This is a genomic window from Streptomyces sp. NPDC039423 (genome assembly GCF_055598725.1).
Map to the genome: position 1 here is coordinate 54,997 of NZ_JBVKAH010000012.1, position 16,535 is coordinate 71,531.

Consider the following 16,535-nt stretch of genomic DNA (forward strand, 5'->3'; position numbering starts at 1 on the left):
CCGGCACGAGGGCAAGGTCAACCGCGACGGGCTGTGCCGGCTCTGCCTGCTGGAGATCCGCATGGTCCCCGATCATGAGTGGGCCGACGCGGCGGCATCGGTGCCGGCACGAGGGCAAGGTCAACCGCGACGGGCTGTGCCGGCTCTGCCTGCTGGAGATCCGCATGGTCCCCGATCATGAGTGGGCCGACGCGGCGGCCAGGCGGACGCTGGGCCCCGTCCGGGATCTGCAGCTGCCGCTGCTGCTGGAGGGTGTTCGGCTGCCCGTGGTCCTTGCGCGCCACCATGACCGGCCGCTGGTGCGCGAGCGGCTGCGGACCGAGCGCTCGGCAGGCCCCTGGACCTGGGCCAGGAAGGGCGATGACCTGCAGGTCTGCCCTCCGCAAGTCACCGGCCAGCTTCCGCTGCTGCCCCGCCTTCCCAGGACGTTCACCCGCCAGCACGGCTACCGGATCGCGGCCCGCAACTTCCCCGAGTGGGCGGACGTCCTCCAGGCCGTCGAGCGGGTCCGCGTCCGGCGCGATCTGTCCGCGGGGTGGAGCGAGAGCGTGGTGCAGATGATGCGCCTGGCGCTGGCCTCCCGGGAGGCCAGCGAGCAGCTGGTCGACGAGTACGTCGTCGCCGAGCTGCCCCGGATGAGACCTGCCGTCGCCGAGGTCCTGCGGGAGGCTGGGCTGCTGCGGCGTCGACTCGGCTCCGGACTCGCTCAGAACGGCTACCGGCGTGAGCGCCGGCGCATGGTCTCCTGCGAGCACTGCCTGGCCTGGAGCGGGGATGCCAGGCCGCTGTGTGACTCATGCCGGGAGTGGGCTCGTCAACTGGACCGGGCGATTGGCCCCTGCCTGCGGTGCGGCCGGACATGGCCCCTGAAGGACGGACGGTGCCGGTTCTGCCACCTGGTGCTGAACGAGCACGTCGGAGACGGCCCGGCGGTCGAGCAACTCTGGTTCGGAGCCGGCCTGGGCCACGGCCTCTACACGAAGCAGCCCGGCGACTACAGCCAGGGCAGCCGCAAGAGCCGTCGGCGGGAAATGGAGCGTCGGGAAAAGCAGACCCGGCAGGCCGACCGCCGGCTGTCCCCGCACTTGATCAACCCGCACCAGCTGGAGCTGTTCTCGCCCCCGGCGCGTGTCTGGAAGCGGGCACAGTACATCCGGCTGCCCACGATGACACCAGAGGCGGAGCAATTCGTCGCCGATTTCTGGCAGTTCACAGCTGACCAGCACTGGACCACCCCCTCCCGGGACATCAACGTCAAAGTCCTGCGGCTTCTCGTCGCCTGGCTCGGTATCGACGCCCCCCTCCTCGAGGCCGACGTCCGCGCCGTCACCAGACTCGGCCCGAACTGGTCAGGACGTCGCGTCGCAGCCTTCCTCGCCCAGCGCGGACTACTCGTTCCCCTGGAGCGGACGGATCCGGATCAGGCCGCGCTCGAACGGCTCCTGCAGGGTGTTCCCGATCACCTGCGGGACGAGGCGGACGCCTGGGTCCGCGTGCTCCGCGGCGAAGGCCGCAAGCCCTCCCTCACGATGAACTGGGTCACCATCCGACGCTATGCGCACTACAACGTCCCGGCCCTGCAGCAGTGGGGCCAGCGGGTCAGCAGTCTCCGTGAGATCACCCAGAAGGACATCGAGGACATACTCAGCAGCCGCACGGGAGAACAAGCCCGTTCGCTCCACGCAAGCCTGCGATCGCTCTTCCGCGCATTGAAGCGCGAGCGCGTGATCTTCCGCGATCCAGCCCGCGGTGTCTCCGTGGCCTCCACCGTCAACGCACCCCGGCGCATCCCGTCGGACCGGCTCGTGGGTCTGCTGGACAAGGCACCGACCGCGATGGCGAAGGTCGTCGTTGCTTTGGTGGCCATCCACGCTCTGGGGCCACAGGAGATCCGTCATCAGCTCCTGACCGGCCTCGACCGTCCGGCAGGGCGCTTGGTCGTCCGCCGTCGCTTCGGTGATCACGTCGTCTATCTCGACGAAATGACCATGAAGCTCCTGAGCGACTGGCTTCGCGAACGGGCTGAGCGCTGGCCCCGCAGCACCAATCCGCACCTGATCGTCACGCAGGTCACCGCGGTCGACCCCAACGGCCCGCCGGTGTCCAAGGACGGGCTGCGGTTGGTGTTCAGAAAGCTCGGTATCCAGCCCCGGAGGCTCCGCATCGACCGGCTGCTCGATGAGGCACACGAAACTGCCGACCCCGTGCACCTGATGCGCGTCTTCGGGGTCTCCGACACGACCGCACTGAAGTACGTCAGAGCAGCCCACCCTCACCGATTCGGGCCAGAGCCCACCCAAACTCCGTGCGTGTGGCGAGTTCGACGATGACCTGCCGACCGGTCCGGCTGTTGACCAGCTCGGCGATGATCGCCTTTACGGCTCGTCCGGGACCGCGTGATGCCCGACTGGCGTGCCCTATTTATGAGCTTATCGAAAGTCGGGGGCGCGGCGGCGCTCTTCCTCTTCCACGGCGGTGATCCGTGCCCTGACCGCGTCGTTTGCGGCAAGGCCGCCTTCGCCCAGATGGGTAGAGTGCCGGGGCCGGGCGGATACCAGTTGGTCAACCCCCAGGCTTGGCGCTAGCTCAAGGTGGGTGCCGTTCAGATCTGCGCCGTCCAGGTGGGCGCCGAGCAGATAGGCCCACAAGTAGGCGTTGGTCAGGTTTGCGCCCTCAAGATGGGCACCGTACATGACCGCCCCGTCAAGGCGGGCGTCGGTCAGGTTCGCCCCCTCCAGGTGGGCGCTGTGCATGGTCGCATGCTCCAGGTGGGCGTCGGTCAGGTCCGTGCCCTCCAGGTGAGCGGCATCCATGGCCGCCCACTCCAGGTGGGCGTCGGTCAGGTTTGCCCCCTTCAGGTTCGCCTTGATCAGCGTCGCCTTCTCAAGGTGAGCCTTGGACAGGTGCGCCCTCTCAAGACAGGCTCCGTCTAGGTTCACTCCGCGTAGGTCTGTCCAAGCCAGGTTGATGCGGAAAGGCTCGTCGCGGCCCTCTGGCCGACGGCCGAGCACGGTCAATGCCGCCTGGACCGGTTCGGCCGGATGATGCGGATCCCAGAGATCCCGCTTCGTAAGGCTTCCGCGCTGCACAGTCGTGTCCGGTGTTCCGACGCGCAGGCGTCGGCGAGCGAGTTGCAAGCGGTGCTGGTTTGAGGGGGGCTGAAGGGGGGCCGGTGCATGTTCGCGAACGAACGCGGCGAGGACCTCGACCACGGTGATGTGGTCCTTCTCCGAGTCACGCATGATGCGTTCCAGCGCGTAGATGCCACCGAGTTGTTCGACCGGATTGGCAGAGGCGATCTGATCGACAGCCTTGGTGTACCGGTCGGTGTACTGCCCCTCCCGGGTCAGCTCCGCTTGCTCGTCGTCCCTCTCTCGGGTGTGCTGCAGGGTGCGGTGGGTGTACAGGATGCCGACTGCGGCCAAGCCGCCGGCTCCGATCGCCAGGAGGGCGGTGCGCACCCCGGTTACGGTAGTTGCCACGGGCTGCTTCAAGTTGTCGTTGAGGTAGTGGTCGTCGATCCACCAAGGCACTTGCCACATGGCGACGCCCGCCAGGGCGATTCCAGCGAGTACTGCCAGGACGTACCACACTGTCACCCGGACCTGTTTGCCCCGCGGCTTCGACTCCTTCATGCCATCCAGCAGAGCGCGTTGCTGTTCGCCCAGCCGCGCGGCTCGGTGCAACGCGCAGCAAGACCACCCGCACGGGGGGCGGGGCCGAACCTCGCAAATGCGGGGGCCGAGCCCTAAGGGCTTCTAGATCATCTCGTTGCCGCCTTTGGCGAGGCGGTCCACGTCCTCCGCGGACAGCCCTCCGCGCGGGGCGGGCGCATCCAGTCGGGCAGTGCGGTCATGCTTCGCCCTAGCGCTGCGTCGGGTCCGGAAGGCGGCGCGCGGCGGGGCTGTCCTACTCGGTCGGCAGACGGAGCATCGGTTCGAAGGTCGCGTCCTCCTCGCCCTCGACCGAAGGAAGGAAGCCGTCCGGGACGGTGCGGGCGGCCGTGGTGAGGAGGCGGGCCAGGACCTCGGGCTCGGTGGCCGGGGGGAGGCGGAGGGCGGCGAGGAGGCGGTCGCGGACCTCGGGGTGGTCCGGGTTGTCCTCAAGGTAGTCGGCGTTGAGCGCGGGGGGACGGAAGCCGGCCAGGGCGTCGTGCCAGGAGGGGAGGACGATGGCCAGGGTCAGGGCCTCGGCGAGGGACTCCGCGATGAGGGAAGCCTGGCCCTCGGAGTCGGTGTAGAGGACGGGGCGGACGCGGTCGGAGCCGGCCGGGCCGCAGAGGTAGTGGGTGCCTCCCGCGTTGCAGCCGGCCACGGGCTCCACCGGGAGACCGGCCGGCAGGGCGATCGACTCGATGGGGTCGGTCCGCGTGAGGTCGAACTCGCCGTCGCAGGCGAGGTACGCCTCGACCTCGGGGTCGGCGGCGATCCGGCGGAGCAGGGCCTCGTCGGAGAGGGCGGCCGGGTTGAGGCCGCGGGCGGCTTCGGGGGTCAGGGGGTGGCCCGCGAGGACGTGGCGGACGGTGTCGAGGGGGACGGGCCGCCCGTAGTCCTCCTCGAAGTGCGCCTGGACGGCCTCGGGGGAGCGGTCGGTGAGGAGGCGGAAGAGGTGCCCGGAGCCGTCCGGGTCCGGGCTGCCCGAGGGGAACTCGATGCCCGAGCCGGTGCGCCAGGCGCTGCCGCCGGTCTCCCACCACAGGCAGGCGGTGACCCGCGGGGCGCCGAGGCCCTCGTCGACGAAGGCCGGGTCGTCCAGGAGCGGGCGCAGCGCGGCGGGCACCTCGTCGATGACACCGGGCCAGACCTGTTCGTCGTCCGTGGCGTACGGGCTCATCTCCGACTCGTGGTCGAAGCCGCGGACGAGCACACCGGCCGGGGTGAAGAGGACGGAGAAGTCGTCACCCGAGCCGTTGTCCATCAGGGCCGCCTCCGTCCCAGGCCCCCAGGTGGTGGAGAAGGAGTAGCGGGAGAACTGCGGGTCGCGGCAGATCGCCTGGTCCAGCACGGCCAGCGCGCGCAGGTGCGCGCGGAGCTCGGCGGGGTCCGGGAGGAGGGCGGCGGTCGTGTGCACGGTGTCCATGGGCTCATGTAAGCAGCCGGCACTGACATCCAGGGCGGCGGTTCGGTCACACCCGCTCTCTCACTCAGGGAACGAAAAGCCCAGCTCACGTAGGCGGGGCAAGCACGTTGCGAGGCATTGCTCCACAGACGCGGCATCGGTTCGCACCAGGACGTCCTCGCGCAACGGCGCTCCACTGGCGGCGAAGGTCCAGGGCTTGCCCCTCTCTGCCATCCGCTTAGCGTCGGCCTTGAACAGCACCGTTACGCCCTGTTCAGCCAGTGCTTCCATAATCGCGACGACGTCCACCGGCACTCTCCCCTCCCGAAGCGCTTCGAACGCGCCATCGGACGAACATACTCACTCCGGGCCGGACCCTGGACACCGCCCGCATGACCCAAAGTGACCGATCGGGGCGCTCTGAGCTGGAATACGCGACACCTCAACATGCGAGCTCACCAGTCTCACACCCCAACCCGTCGGCTACTCCGCCAGCGGGCGCCACGTCCCCCTCCGGTTCCCCGCGATTCCACCCCGAGAATCCGCGAACCCGTCGGCTTGCCGGCCCGCGGACTGGAAGTACGTCGAGGCGGCCGGGTGGATCGCGCGGGCGGAGACGTACGAGCGCGAGGTCGGCCGCTACCGAACCGTCACCGTGGTGCTCTACCGGCTCGGCGACGTCCGCGACCTGCGGGACATTCCCGGGGTGGACTAGGAGGCCGCCCGCGGCGTGGCCAAGGGCAAGCCGTCCCCGCTGCGCGAGTACGCCGCCGTCGAGCAGCTGCGGGCCCTGCCCGCCGACCAGCGCGAGCACGACGTCCGGGACGAGGACGTCGCCCGCCTCTCCCCGCTCAAGCACGCCAACCTGAACGTGCTTCGGCCGCTACACCTTCCGCCACTCCGGCACGGCCGGCGGCGGCCTACGACCCCTGCGCGACCCGGCCGACGAAGAACCCAACGAGTAGGCGACCTCGGGCTGCCGGTTGCCATGCTCCGCTCCGGGTTGTCCGGAGGTCGGTCAAGCACTGCGGCCTCCCGCAGTTGATCACGCGAGAGGCCGTTGTCTCCCCTGTTCGGGGTTCAGGCGGGGGTCACTTTTTGCTGTCTTCGGCGAGGGTGTGCGCGACGAGGGCGTTGGCGTGTCCGTGGCCCAGGCCGTGCTCAGTCTTGAGCCAGGCGACGAGCTCCATGTGCTTGGTCAGGGGCGAGGAGCGGATCAGGTCCTTCCACTCGGCGATCGGGCGGCCGTACTTCTTCTCGATCGAGGGGAAGTAGCTGGCGGGGCCCTTCACTGGTTCGGTCATGCTGCTGAATCCCATCTGCCCATACTTGGTGATCTTGGATCGTCGCCCTGCCGGGAGTGGCGGGCAAGGAAGGGGTGGCTACCCCCGCGCCGGGGGCGCCGCGGCCCTCAGCCGGATGGTGACCACGGTGAGCCAGAGGAGGCCGAGTCCGGCTCCGGCGGTGAAGGCCAGGACGGTGGCGGACGAGCCGACGAACCCCATGAGGATTCCCGCCGGGACGATGCGGGAGGCGACGGCCCACCCGCGCCGGTTCTGGGCGGCAAAGCGACGGGCCAACACGGTGAATGCGGCGCACAGCGCCAGGTATCCCACCATGCCGCTGAACATGTGGATGGCGCCGTGCGTGCTCAGGGAGGCGGCGCGGGCCTCGGGGGCGCCAGCGGGGAACCCGGCGCCCGGGTCCGCGGCGAAGGTACCGGCGAGCAGGAACGAAGCGCCGAACACGCCGATCAACCGCGGTGCCCAGGTGCAGCCAGGCGCATCACGCAGCGCCTGGCGCATTCCGACCGCACCGGCGATGACCAGGACTCCCGTGAGCAGGAAGGTGGTGACCTGGATCCATCCGAGGTCGCCGAGGCTCAACTGGCTGAGGGCATTGCGGGTGAAGTCGAAGCCGTCGCGAGTGAGGCCCTGTATCAAGCCCGTGCCCAGGAACAGCGGGCCGGCCACGGCGGCGCCGCTCAGCAGGGCCCGCGTTGCCGGCCGGGCCGGAGCGGACGCAGAGATCGGGGCGCTGATGGTCTGGGTCATGTGTCTTCCTCGGCGAAGCCCATATCGGAACTAGACGGTGTGGTACTGATTGGAACTGGACGGTACGGTACTCATTCAAGTACTGGACTGTCCAGTACTTAATTCGGGAGGTGGCGTGGAAGCACGCGAGCACAGCCGGTCAGCGCTGAAGCGCCAGGCGATCATGGAGGCCGCGACCAGCGCGTTCATGAGCAAGGGCTACTCCGGCACCAGCATGGACGACATCGCGAAGCTGGCCGCGGTGTCCAAGCAGACCGTCTACAAGCACTTCGAGGACAAGGAGAAGCTGTTCGCCGAGATCGTGCTGGCCACCACCGACCGTATCGACGCCATGGTCGACCTGGTGGCCGACATCCCCGCGGAAGCCGACACCCTGGACGAAAGCCTCACCCGGCTTGCCCGCCAGTTCCTCGCCGCCCTCACCCAGCCGCAGGTCATCCAGCTGCGCCGCCTGATCATCGCCAACGCCGACGTCTTTCCCGAACTCGGCGCGGCCTGGTACGAACAGGGCTTCGAACGGGTCCTGGCCACCCTGGCGGCCACCTTCCAGCGCCTCACCGACCAGGACCTGCTCCGATGCGACGACCCACTCCTGGCCGCCCACCACTTCTCCGGACTCCTGCTGTGGATCCCCGTGAACAGGGCCATGTTCCACGGCAGCCCCCAGCACACCGAGGCCGACCTCGATCACTACGCCACCGCCGGCATCCGGGCATTCCTCGCCGCCTACCGCTGACACACCGACCCGACACACCCTTGAGGGGGCCCAATGACCTGGTCCGAGCGCACAGTGGTGCGCGACGGCGTACGCATCTCCTGCCGGGACTGGGGCGGGGCCGGGCCGTCCGTCGTCCTGCTGCACGGCCTGGCCGGCCACGCTGGCGAATGGGACGCGATTGCCCGGCACCTGAGAACCCGGCACCGTGTCGTCGCAGTGGACCAGCGCGGCCACGGCGCCAGCGAGCGGCACCCTCACGACCGATCGCGCGCCGCATACGTCGCCGACGTCGTCGCGGTCCTCGAACAACTGGGCCTCCGGCAGCCTGCCCTGATCGGCCAGTCGCTCGGCGGCCATACCGCGATGCTCGCCGCCGCTGCGCATCCCGACCTCGTCTGCGCGCTCGTACTCGTCGAGGCCGGGCCTGGCGGGCCGAGTCCGGAAGTTCCCGCCGAGATCGGCAGATGGCTCGACTCATGGCCTGCACCGTTCCCGTCGAGGAACGCCGCTGCGGCGTTCTTCGGCGGCGGCCCGGTCGGCGAGGGCTGGGCCGCCGGGTTGGAGGAGCGTGACGGCGGATGGTGGCCGCGCTTCGACCGCGACGTGATAGTCGACTCCCTGACGGAGAACGCCCATCGCTCCTACTGGGACGAGTGGGCAAGCATCACCTGCCCGACGCTGGCCGTGCTGGGCCAGTCCGGTTTCTTCGCTCCGGCGGAATGCGGCAGGATGTTCCAGCATCGGCCCGAGACGGTGGCCATGAGCGTTCCCGGGACCGGACACGACCTCCATCTGGAACGACCCGACATCCTGCTGGAGGCGCTCGAACGGTTCCTCCGGGACACCACCGAGTCCCCTAGCGCCATGCCGAGCCGACCGGCGACCGTGACGCCGTACGTCCATTGATCCGTGGGGGCGGAATCGGTCGATTCCGCCCCCATGGGTCGATCCAATCGCCACAGGACCCCGGCCAGCGGAAATGCCTGCGCCGATCCAATCAGATCCAGTCCGTAATTCCGCCTCCCCATTCCGGCCCCGAAGATGGGCTGCGGACGTCGCCGGGTACCGACCGGCCCACCCCGGGGAAGGCGAAGAGCGTATGGCTGACCGGATCTACCTGCGGCACTCCACCGATCAGCAGACCGACGCCCGCCAGCGCCACGCCCTCGCGCCGCTGCTGGCCGCCGGCGCCTCCGTCTACGACGACCCCCGCCACGTCCACCCGCCAGCTCTCCCTCGACCGGGCCGGCTTCACCAAGCTTCTGCACGAAGCCGCCGTCGGCGACACCATCCGCATTGCTGACGCCGCCCGCCTCTTCCGGTCCTTGGCCGACATCCTTGCCCTGCGGCCGGTCCTGATCCGCCGAGGGCTGCACCTGCGCGTCGAGTCCGGGCTGCTGTCCGGCATCGACCTCGCCTCGGATGACCCCGGCACCAAGATGATGGTCTCCGTCCTCGCCGCCGTGCTGGAGTTCCAGCGCGACATGATCAGCGAGAACACCCGCGAGGGCGTCGCCGCCGCCGAAGCCGCCGGGAAGGTACTGGGCCGCCCCGCCGCGCTGGACGAGGCCGAGGCCGCCGACGTCGTGCAGGCGTACCAGCAGGGCGCCGCAGTCAAGGCGCTCGCCCGGCTGCACGGGGTGGACCCGAAGACCATCCGCCGCGTCCTGGACGCCGCCGGTGCCCGCCAGCTGCCCGAGCAGCTCGACGTCCTCCCGGACCAGCCCGCCAAGCAGCAGCTGGAGCCGGACCCGGAGATCACCCTCGACCTGCCCGGCCTGCTCGCCGACCACCTCGCCGGCGTTGGTGGCGAGACCGTCCGCGCGGCACTCGCCTCCGGCCGGACCATCCACCGCGGCCAGAGCCACTCCCTCCGCGTCACCGCCCCGCTCGAACTCCACCGCACCGCGCTGCAGCAGGCCGCTGCCCTCGCCGCCGAAGCCGCCGGCCCCGCCGAGCGCAAGGCCCACCGGGTCTACGCCACCCGCATCACGGCCGTGACCTGATCATCAGGGGCTTACCGCTAAACACGTCCTGATTGATCCCCGAAGCCGATACCGGAACCGCCGCGCCCCCTTCGGCAACAGCGGTTCGATACGCTCCCACAGTTCATCCGACACGACCCATGGCGACGCCCCCATGACCTGACCAACCGGTGAAGGCCGGGCTGGGACACGATGATCGGTTCGGATACCGTCCGAGTGAAGAGACGCCACCAGGGGGATGGGATGAACGCAGAGAACGTCACCGCGATATGCGCGGTCGTGATTGCTGTCGCGTCGCTGGTCGTCTCGGTCTACCAGACGCACGCCACGCGGCAACACAACCGCCACTCGGTGCGCCCGATACTCCAACTACACCGCGGCTGGCCGACGGGAGGCAGAGCAGGGATCCGGCTCATCAACTCCGGACTTGGGCCTGCGGTCATCGTCGACAGCACGCTCACCGTTGATGACGAAGTGATCGGCGCCTGGAACTCACTCACTGTCGACCGTGTCCGCGACCGCCTGTCGGTGCAGCCGTCCGCTGTGACCTTCAACCAAGGAGAGGTCATCGCCACCGACTACGAACAGTACTTGTTGAGTGTCGCGAGCTATGACCCGCAGAACCACGCCGAAATCGAGGACCTGATCAATCGGCGGCTCACACTCAAGATCCGCTACGAGTCCCTGTATGGCGGAGAAGACTACACAGCCGTGCTACGCCCAGCCCGTTGACGGGGCCACCCCACGCCACGCCGCCGATCATTCTGTTAGGGCTTGTTAAGAGGTGACTTCAAGCCTCGGATTCTCCACGCGGACGGGCGCCTCATCCTGGCCGAGCCGGTCGGTCCCGAAGGTCTGGACGGTCTACACCGGGTGTCCCCCGAGGACCCCGTGCGCCGGCCGGGCGGAACGTTCACCCGGTGAATTCCGCGACCCACGCGAGTGATGCACCCTCTGCGATCGACCCGGCGTGCGGCCGCGGCCGGTACACCGGCCGCGTGATCACTCCTCTTCTCCGCGCCACCGCGGCGGCCGCGCTCACCGTGCTGCCCCTGACCGCCCTCACGACCGCCCCCGCCCACGCGGCCGCCGCCCCGGCGCCGCGCGCGGCCGTGGCGATGCCGCTGGGCCAGGCCATCGCCTCCCTGCCGCGCGCCGCCGAGTCCCGCGAGGGCTACACCCGCAGCAGCTTCCGGCACTGGGTGGACGCCGACCGCGACGGGTGCAACACCCGCGCCGAGGTCCTGATCGCCGAGGCGTTCGAGCCGCCCACCGTCGGCGCCCGGTGCGCGCTGACCGGCGGGGTGTGATGGTCGATGTACGACGAGCAGCAGGTGACTGCGGGGTCCGCCCTGGATGTGGACCACATGGTGCCGCTCGCGGAGGCCTGGGACTCCGGGGCGAGCGGCTGGACGGCGGGGCGGCGCCAGGCCTACGCCAACGACCTGGACGCCGAGCGGTCCCTGATCGCCGTCACCGCGAAGACGAACCGCTCGAAGGCCGACCAGGACCCGGCCCAGTGGATGCCGCCGCCCAGCACTGCGTCGCCGACTGGACCGCCACGAAGCTGCGCTGGCAGCTCACCGTCGATGACGCCGAGCGCCAGGCCCTGGCCGCCACTGCCGCGCAGTGTCCGGGGCGACGGTGACGTACGAGCAGGTACCGTAACCGCCTGGCGGGATCACCACCCGGTGAGCGCCTTGTCCCCCGCCACGTGCCCTCGCCCCGCGCTCCGGAGCGACGGCGCCGGCACGTCCGCGACCTTGCTCAGCGGGCTAGGCCCGCAGGAGCCCCCGGAGGACAGACGGGTACTACTCGCCGGGCTTGACCCGCACGATCTCCACGGCCGTGGCCCCCTCAGCTTCGAGGCGCGCCTTGGCCGTCATGGCGGACGCCTCGTCGTAAGAGACCGCCGACGTGTGCTGGCGCCCGTCCTGGGTCCACGTCAGCCGGAATTCACCATCGCTGCTCTCCAAACTCCCGAAGATGCCCGGCGGAGCATCGGCTTGTGGGTGACCGCCGGGCCCGTACAGGCTCGCACGCAGCACTGACAACGCAGGTGGGGGCCGCTGGAGGCCCGGACCAGCGCCGAGGCCCCGACGCCGTAGCGGCGCGGTCAGGGGATGCAGACGCGAAGGACGGTCACCACCGCGTGGCGGGTCGCGCCGCTGGCGACCTCCACCTCCAGCTCGGCGGTGGTGCTCGTGTAGCGGTCGCCGGCGGTGGTGTGATCGCTCATCGGACTGGCCGGCGTGTTGGGGCTCCACATGATGGGTCTCATCCCTGACGGCCCGACAGCGGGCGCGGCGCTCCTCGCTACCGCGGCCCGGCCTGCTCATCAAGCAGAGCGTGTACCGCGGCCCTGAATGAGCCGTTAGGCCAGGGGCGCTGCCGAGCGCTCCCGGCCGTGTGACGTCACAGCAGTGCTGCTGCTCGTTGATCCAGTTCTGCCACGCCGGGGGTCTTGCCGTAGCGGGAGAGCCGCACGCGGAGGTCTGTCAGCGCGTCGGTGATTTTCACGGACTGGACGCCTTCGGCGCAGTCGATGAATTCGCCCCACGCGGTCAGGGCACCGTCAAGGTCGCCCTGGCGAAGGTGCACGTGGCCGAGGTCGCCCAGGACGATGGCGCGGGAGCGCCGGCGGTCCAGGCCGTGGATGTCGAGTGCGTGCTGCAGGTGTTCGCGGGCGCTGTCCAGGTCGCCGAGGCGGGCCAGGATCATGCCGGAGTGGTGGGCCCACCGGCCGGTGGAGAAGTGGGAGGCCCAGGACTCACCGGGGGTAGCCGTCGCCTTTTCGATGGCGTTCTGGGATTTCGCGAGGGCGCCACGGGCGAGTTGCTGGTCGCCGTCGAGGGCGGCGGCGTCCGCGAGGGTGGTCTGGTAGTAGGCGATGGCCTTCGGCTCATCGAGCTGGTCCGCGTACTCCACACACTTCTCCGACAGCCGCAGGGCAACGGCCCGGCCGCGTGGTCCGAGGTCGATGGCCTGGGTGGCCATCCCGCGCAGGGCGGTGGCGGCCAGCTCGGGCTCGCCTGCCTCTTCGGCGAGGGCGAAGGCGTGTGCGTAGTACCGCTGGGCGAGGCCCTGGTGGTGGTCGTCGTTGCCTTCGTCCTGGACCATCCACCCGCACAGGTGCACCAGTTCGGACGCGGCGGCGAACAGGGCCCGGCCGGTGTTTTCGGTGTACCGGCCTTCCAGCCAGGGGCCGACGTTGCCGACGAGGTACTGGACGGCCAGCCGGCGGGCGTGGGCGCCGCCGTATTCGGCTGCGGTGTCGCCGAGGGTGCGTGTCATCTGCCGGATCGCCGCGACTTCACCGGCCCCGACCCGTAAGGCGCCGGCCGGTGCGGCCATCACCCGGCGGTTGATGGCCTCGGCGTCGGGGAGGTTCAACGCCGATAGCGCGAACGCGGCGGTCGTGGCCAGCATGGTACGGCGTTCCATGTCACTCCTCCCCAGGGCAAGGACTGATCCCACGGTATCGGGGGCGGGCGGTTCAGGAGCACCCCGATCAGCAACGCAAATGCGAGACAGGTCCAGATGTAAGACCTGGACGACGTAGGGCAGCCACCCGTCCGGCGACGGAGTGCGCTCGCCCTTCATCCACCGGCGGGCGTACTGCCGCTCCAGGCCGTCCGGCCCGCGACCGGCAGCCACGGCGACTTCGCGGGCCAGCTTGGTCGGGCCCCACCCGCGTTCCTCGCACGCCGTCCGGATCAGGTCCGTGATGGTCACCGTCTGCACCGCTGCCCCCCTTGGCCTACGCGGGCTTACAGAGACCTACAGGATGGCCCCTCCTCCTGCTTGGTCACAGGCGGTTGACTGATGCTCACCCGCCCGGTCTCGCCTCGTCCACGTCCGACGCCCCCGGGCGGGCCCTGACCCGGCATGGGGTGACCGTGGCCCGGGCCCGGGCCACGTCACGAGATCCACCCGAACCCATTTTGTGGAGGCATCGTGCATCACCGCTCAGACCTTGCCGTCCTCTCCGGTGCCACCGTCCTGGTGACCGGAGGCGCGGGACTCGTCGGCTCCCGCATCACCGCCCAACTGCGTGCCCTGGGGGCCCGCCCGGTGTCGCTGTGCGCCATGAACGCCTACCCCGACCACGTGTACGCCGACCTCTTCGGTGTGCACGCGTCGGACCCGGACGTGGTGCTGGGCGACGTTCGGGATGCGGCCCTGGTCCGCAAGCTCGTCGGCGAGGCGGACTACGTCATCCATGCCGCCGCCCTGGCGGACGTCGCGGCGTGCACCCGCGAACCGCTCGCGGCGATCGACACCAATGTGGCCGGCACCCAGACCGTGCTTGATGCCGTGGCCGCGACGGACCGGGTGCGCCGCATGGTGTTCGTCTCCTCCGCCAGCGTCTACGGCGACGGCAACCCCGAGGAGACCGACAGCCCCGAGCTGCTGACCATGCGGCAGCTTCTGGAGTCCGTGCACGGCCGCATCCCGCCCCAGTTCCACGAGTTCGCCCGCATGCGGCCCAAGTCCGTCTACGGCAACACCAAAGCGTGGGGCGAGGAGCAGACCGCCCTGGTACTGGGCCAGGTCGGTACGTCGTACACGATCGTCCGCTACTTCTCCGTCTACGGCGAACCCCAGACCATCAAGCCGCACTCTCATTCCTGGGTCGTGGCCTGGTTCGCCGCCCGCGCACATTTGGGGCTGCCCCTGCACCTGAACGGCGGCGGACGGCAGGTGCGGGACCTGGTCCACGTCGACGACATCGCCGAGGGCACGCTGCGCGCCCTGGTCAGCCCGAGGGCCCACACCGAGACGGTGAACATCGGCACCGGCGTGCCCACCTCCGTGCGGAAGGTTGCCGAACTCGTCCAGGGCCATTACCCGCACACGGCCTTTCTCGACACCCCGCTGCCGGCCGGTGACCCGCTGGGCGGCTATGCGGCCGTCCGCAAGATGGAGAACATCCTCGGCTGGAAACCGAAGGTCACCATCGCCGAAGGCGTCGACCGCTACGTGAAGTGGCTTCAGACCACTCCGGCCGCAGTGCCGGACTGGCTCCGGCCAGCCACCGCGGTCTAGATGACCGGCGGGCGGCCAAGCCGGGTCAGCCGCCACACCGTCCGCCACCGCATCGGGCGGCGCGGGCCGCCGGAGGTCCTGACCCCTTCGGCGAACCCGCCGAACCAGGCCCGCAGACCGGCCAGAGACCGCGTGCGGGCCATCGTCAGGCCGATCCACACGCCGAGGTAGAGGGGAACGAGCGGCGCCGGCAGGTGCCGCTTGGCCAGCCAGACCCGGTTGCGGGCTGTCATCCGGTAGTAGACCGCGTGCCGGGCCGGGGACGTCCTCGGGTGCTGGAGAACCAGCTGCGGCTCGTACAGGACGTCCCAGCCCCGGTCGATGGCTCGCCAGGCCAGATCGGTCTCCTCGTGGGTGAAGAAGAAGGCGTCCGGCCAGCCGCCGGTTTCCTCCAGCATCGGCATCGACAGGGCATGCCCGCCGCCCAGGAAGGTGGTCACCAGGCCCCGCCGCATCGGGTCACCCGCCCGCAGGCGCGGCACATGGCGGCGCTGGGTAGCGCCGGACTCGTCCGCGATCCGGAAGGAGACGATGCCCAGCCGGGTGTCTGCCCCGTACAGGTCCGCGATCCGCCGGAAAACGTCCGCCTCGATGAGCAGGCCGTCGTCGTCCAGGTCCACCAGGACGTCCACGTCCCCGAACTCGCGCAGTCGCTGCCAGGCGACATTCCGGCCGCCGGACACGCCCAGGTTCTCCTCCAGCTCCACCCCGGTCACACCCTCGGGCAGGCCCGGCAGGGCCGTGCCGTTCCCGACGACCACGATCCGGGCCGCTGGTTCGTCCTGCTTGGCCACGGAGTCCAGCAGGGCCAGCAGCTCAGGCATCCGGTCGCCCATCGTCAGCACAGCGACACCCACACGCGGCCGGGACACAACCACCACTTCCTTCCGGGGGCCAGGTGAACGGCGAGCCTACCGCCGACGAACACCGGTCCCGAACCCGAGAGAAAGGCCCCCGCCATGGCACGGATCATCCTCGGCGACTACGTCACCGCCCCCACCCGCGGAGCCATCGCGGCGACCACCTACCAGGCCTTGGAGACGTTCGAGCTGGCCGACTTCCTCGCCCAATGGCCCGGCCTCCAGCGCGAGGCCCTGGTCCTGCTGGGAGAGGACCAGCGCATCCACCCCTCCGCCTACATCCACCCGACGGCCATCATCGGGGACGACGTGATCATCGGGCCGGACGCCAAGGTCCACGAATTCACCACCGTCCGCAAAGGCAGCATCCTGTGCGCCGGGGCCCAGGTCGGCTTCAACTGCGAAGTCACCGCCGCCTTCGTCGGAGAAGACGCCGTCCTTGGACACCGCATCGGCATTAACCGGACCATCCTCGGCGCCCGGACCCACCTCTCCGCAGGCGTCACCGTCGCCGCCATCAACATGACTACCGACATGCGTAACCCCGACCGGGAAGTCATCATGCGGACCCCGACCGGGCTGTACCGGTGCGGCACCACCCAGTTCGGCGCCGTGATCGGCGACGACACCCAGACCGGCAACAACATCAGCATCGGCCCCGGGGCCGCGATCGGCCGACGCTGCCAGATCACCAGCGGCGTCACCCTGGCCATACGGGCCATCCCGAACGACTGCACCGCCACCGCCCCGTACGCCGCCGAGACCAGCATCCGCCGCCGACGGTCCTGACGGCCACTCGGCCCTCGGTCCC

The 16,535-nt window shown here is 69.9% G+C and carries 16 protein-coding genes and 3 pseudogenes; 9 read left to right on the top strand and 10 right to left on the bottom strand.

Annotated elements, in window-relative coordinates; all coding sequences use genetic code 11:
• Positions 1-74: 74 nt before the first annotated feature.
• Positions 75-2,330, top strand: coding sequence for a hypothetical protein (locus ACZ7LK_RS29055; protein WP_471144189.1), 2,256 nt, complete (start codon positions 75-77; stop codon positions 2,328-2,330).
• Positions 2,331-2,429: 99 nt separating this feature from the next.
• Here ACZ7LK_RS29055 and ACZ7LK_RS29060 read toward each other — a convergent pair whose 3' ends face one another.
• The 3 genes from ACZ7LK_RS29060 to ACZ7LK_RS29070 form a co-directional block, all read right to left on the bottom strand.
• Positions 2,430-3,635 carry a pentapeptide repeat-containing protein gene (locus ACZ7LK_RS29060; protein ID WP_471144190.1) on the bottom strand — a complete coding sequence of 402 codons (1,206 nt, stop codon included), beginning with the start codon at positions 3,633-3,635 and terminating at the stop codon, positions 2,430-2,432.
• Positions 3,636-3,909: 274 nt separating this feature from the next.
• Positions 3,910-5,079, bottom strand: coding sequence for a hypothetical protein (locus ACZ7LK_RS29065; RefSeq protein WP_471144192.1), 1,170 nt, complete (start codon positions 5,077-5,079; stop codon positions 3,910-3,912).
• Positions 5,080-5,139: 60 nt separating this feature from the next.
• A complete protein-coding gene (locus tag ACZ7LK_RS29070) occupies positions 5,140-5,367 on the bottom strand; it encodes a hypothetical protein (RefSeq protein WP_471144193.1) in 228 nt (75 codons plus the stop codon).
• A 457-nt stretch (positions 5,368-5,824) separates the two neighbouring features.
• Between ACZ7LK_RS29070 and ACZ7LK_RS29075 the strand changes: the two are divergent.
• A pseudogene (locus ACZ7LK_RS29075) lies at positions 5,825-6,023 on the top strand (hypothetical protein); the annotation flags it as partial.
• A 126-nt stretch (positions 6,024-6,149) separates the two neighbouring features.
• On the opposite strand, the gene ACZ7LK_RS29080 reads toward ACZ7LK_RS29075, so the two are convergent.
• Positions 6,150-6,362, bottom strand: coding sequence for a DUF4287 domain-containing protein (locus ACZ7LK_RS29080; protein ID WP_471144195.1), 213 nt, complete (start codon positions 6,360-6,362; stop codon positions 6,150-6,152).
• A 78-nt stretch (positions 6,363-6,440) separates the two neighbouring features.
• Positions 6,441-7,112, bottom strand: coding sequence for a DUF998 domain-containing protein (locus ACZ7LK_RS29085; protein ID WP_471144196.1), 672 nt, complete (start codon positions 7,110-7,112; stop codon positions 6,441-6,443).
• Between the two features lie 115 nt (positions 7,113-7,227).
• On the opposite strand from ACZ7LK_RS29085, the gene ACZ7LK_RS29090 reads away from it, so the two are divergent.
• The 3 genes from ACZ7LK_RS29090 to ACZ7LK_RS29100 are packed head-to-tail and all read left to right on the top strand — an operon-like array spanning position 7,228 to position 9,836.
• The gene (locus ACZ7LK_RS29090; protein WP_392277591.1) at positions 7,228-7,848 is read left to right on the top strand and encodes a TetR/AcrR family transcriptional regulator; all 621 of its coding nucleotides are present in this window, start codon (positions 7,228-7,230) and stop codon (positions 7,846-7,848) included.
• 33 nt (positions 7,849-7,881) lie between these two features.
• Positions 7,882-8,736, top strand: coding sequence for an alpha/beta fold hydrolase (locus tag ACZ7LK_RS29095; RefSeq protein WP_471144198.1), 855 nt, complete (start codon positions 7,882-7,884; stop codon positions 8,734-8,736).
• Positions 8,733-9,836, top strand: a complete 1,104-nt coding sequence (locus tag ACZ7LK_RS29100; RefSeq protein ID WP_471144200.1) for a recombinase family protein — start codon at positions 8,733-8,735, stop codon at positions 9,834-9,836. Before ACZ7LK_RS29095 ends, ACZ7LK_RS29100 begins: the two co-directional genes overlap by 4 nt.
• 48 nt (positions 9,837-9,884) lie before the next feature.
• Here ACZ7LK_RS29100 and ACZ7LK_RS29105 read toward each other — a convergent pair.
• Positions 9,885-9,971, bottom strand: a pseudogene (locus ACZ7LK_RS29105) (IS5/IS1182 family transposase); the annotation flags it as partial.
• Between the two features lie 87 nt (positions 9,972-10,058).
• On the opposite strand from ACZ7LK_RS29105, the gene ACZ7LK_RS29110 reads away from it, so the two are divergent.
• Positions 10,059-10,547: a hypothetical protein gene (locus ACZ7LK_RS29110; RefSeq protein WP_471144201.1), complete on the top strand. Its 489-nt coding sequence runs from the start codon at positions 10,059-10,061 to the stop codon at positions 10,545-10,547.
• Positions 10,548-10,813: 266 nt separating this feature from the next.
• Positions 10,814-11,483, top strand: a pseudogene (locus tag ACZ7LK_RS29115) (HNH endonuclease family protein).
• Between the two features lie 143 nt (positions 11,484-11,626).
• Here ACZ7LK_RS29115 and ACZ7LK_RS29120 read toward each other — a convergent pair.
• From ACZ7LK_RS29120 to ACZ7LK_RS29130, 3 genes are all read right to left on the bottom strand, one after another.
• On the bottom strand, positions 11,627-11,791 hold the full coding sequence (locus ACZ7LK_RS29120) for a hypothetical protein (RefSeq protein WP_471144202.1): 165 nt from the start codon (positions 11,789-11,791) through the stop codon (positions 11,627-11,629).
• Positions 11,792-11,931: 140 nt separating this feature from the next.
• On the bottom strand, positions 11,932-12,054 hold the full coding sequence (locus tag ACZ7LK_RS29125; protein ID WP_471144204.1) for a hypothetical protein: 123 nt from the start codon (positions 12,052-12,054) through the stop codon (positions 11,932-11,934).
• Positions 12,055-12,230: 176 nt separating this feature from the next.
• Entirely contained in the window at positions 12,231-13,259 is a 1,029-nt protein-coding gene (locus ACZ7LK_RS29130) for a tetratricopeptide repeat protein (protein WP_471144205.1), read from the bottom strand.
• A 513-nt stretch (positions 13,260-13,772) separates the two neighbouring features.
• On the opposite strand from ACZ7LK_RS29130, the gene ACZ7LK_RS29135 reads away from it, so the two are divergent.
• Entirely contained in the window at positions 13,773-14,864 is a 1,092-nt protein-coding gene (locus tag ACZ7LK_RS29135) for an NAD-dependent epimerase/dehydratase family protein (protein WP_471144207.1), read from the top strand.
• Here ACZ7LK_RS29135 and ACZ7LK_RS29140 read toward each other — a convergent pair.
• Positions 14,861-15,688 carry a glycosyltransferase family 2 protein gene (locus ACZ7LK_RS29140; protein ID WP_471144209.1) on the bottom strand — a complete coding sequence of 276 codons (828 nt, stop codon included), beginning with the start codon at positions 15,686-15,688 and terminating at the stop codon, positions 14,861-14,863. The genes ACZ7LK_RS29135 and ACZ7LK_RS29140 overlap by 4 nt on opposite strands.
• Positions 15,689-15,823: 135 nt before the next feature.
• Here ACZ7LK_RS29140 and ACZ7LK_RS29145 point away from each other — a divergent pair, with 135 nt between their 5' ends.
• On the top strand, positions 15,824-16,513 hold the full coding sequence (locus tag ACZ7LK_RS29145) for a DapH/DapD/GlmU-related protein (RefSeq protein WP_471144211.1): 690 nt from the start codon (positions 15,824-15,826) through the stop codon (positions 16,511-16,513).
• The last annotated feature ends 22 nt before the right edge of the window (positions 16,514-16,535 follow it).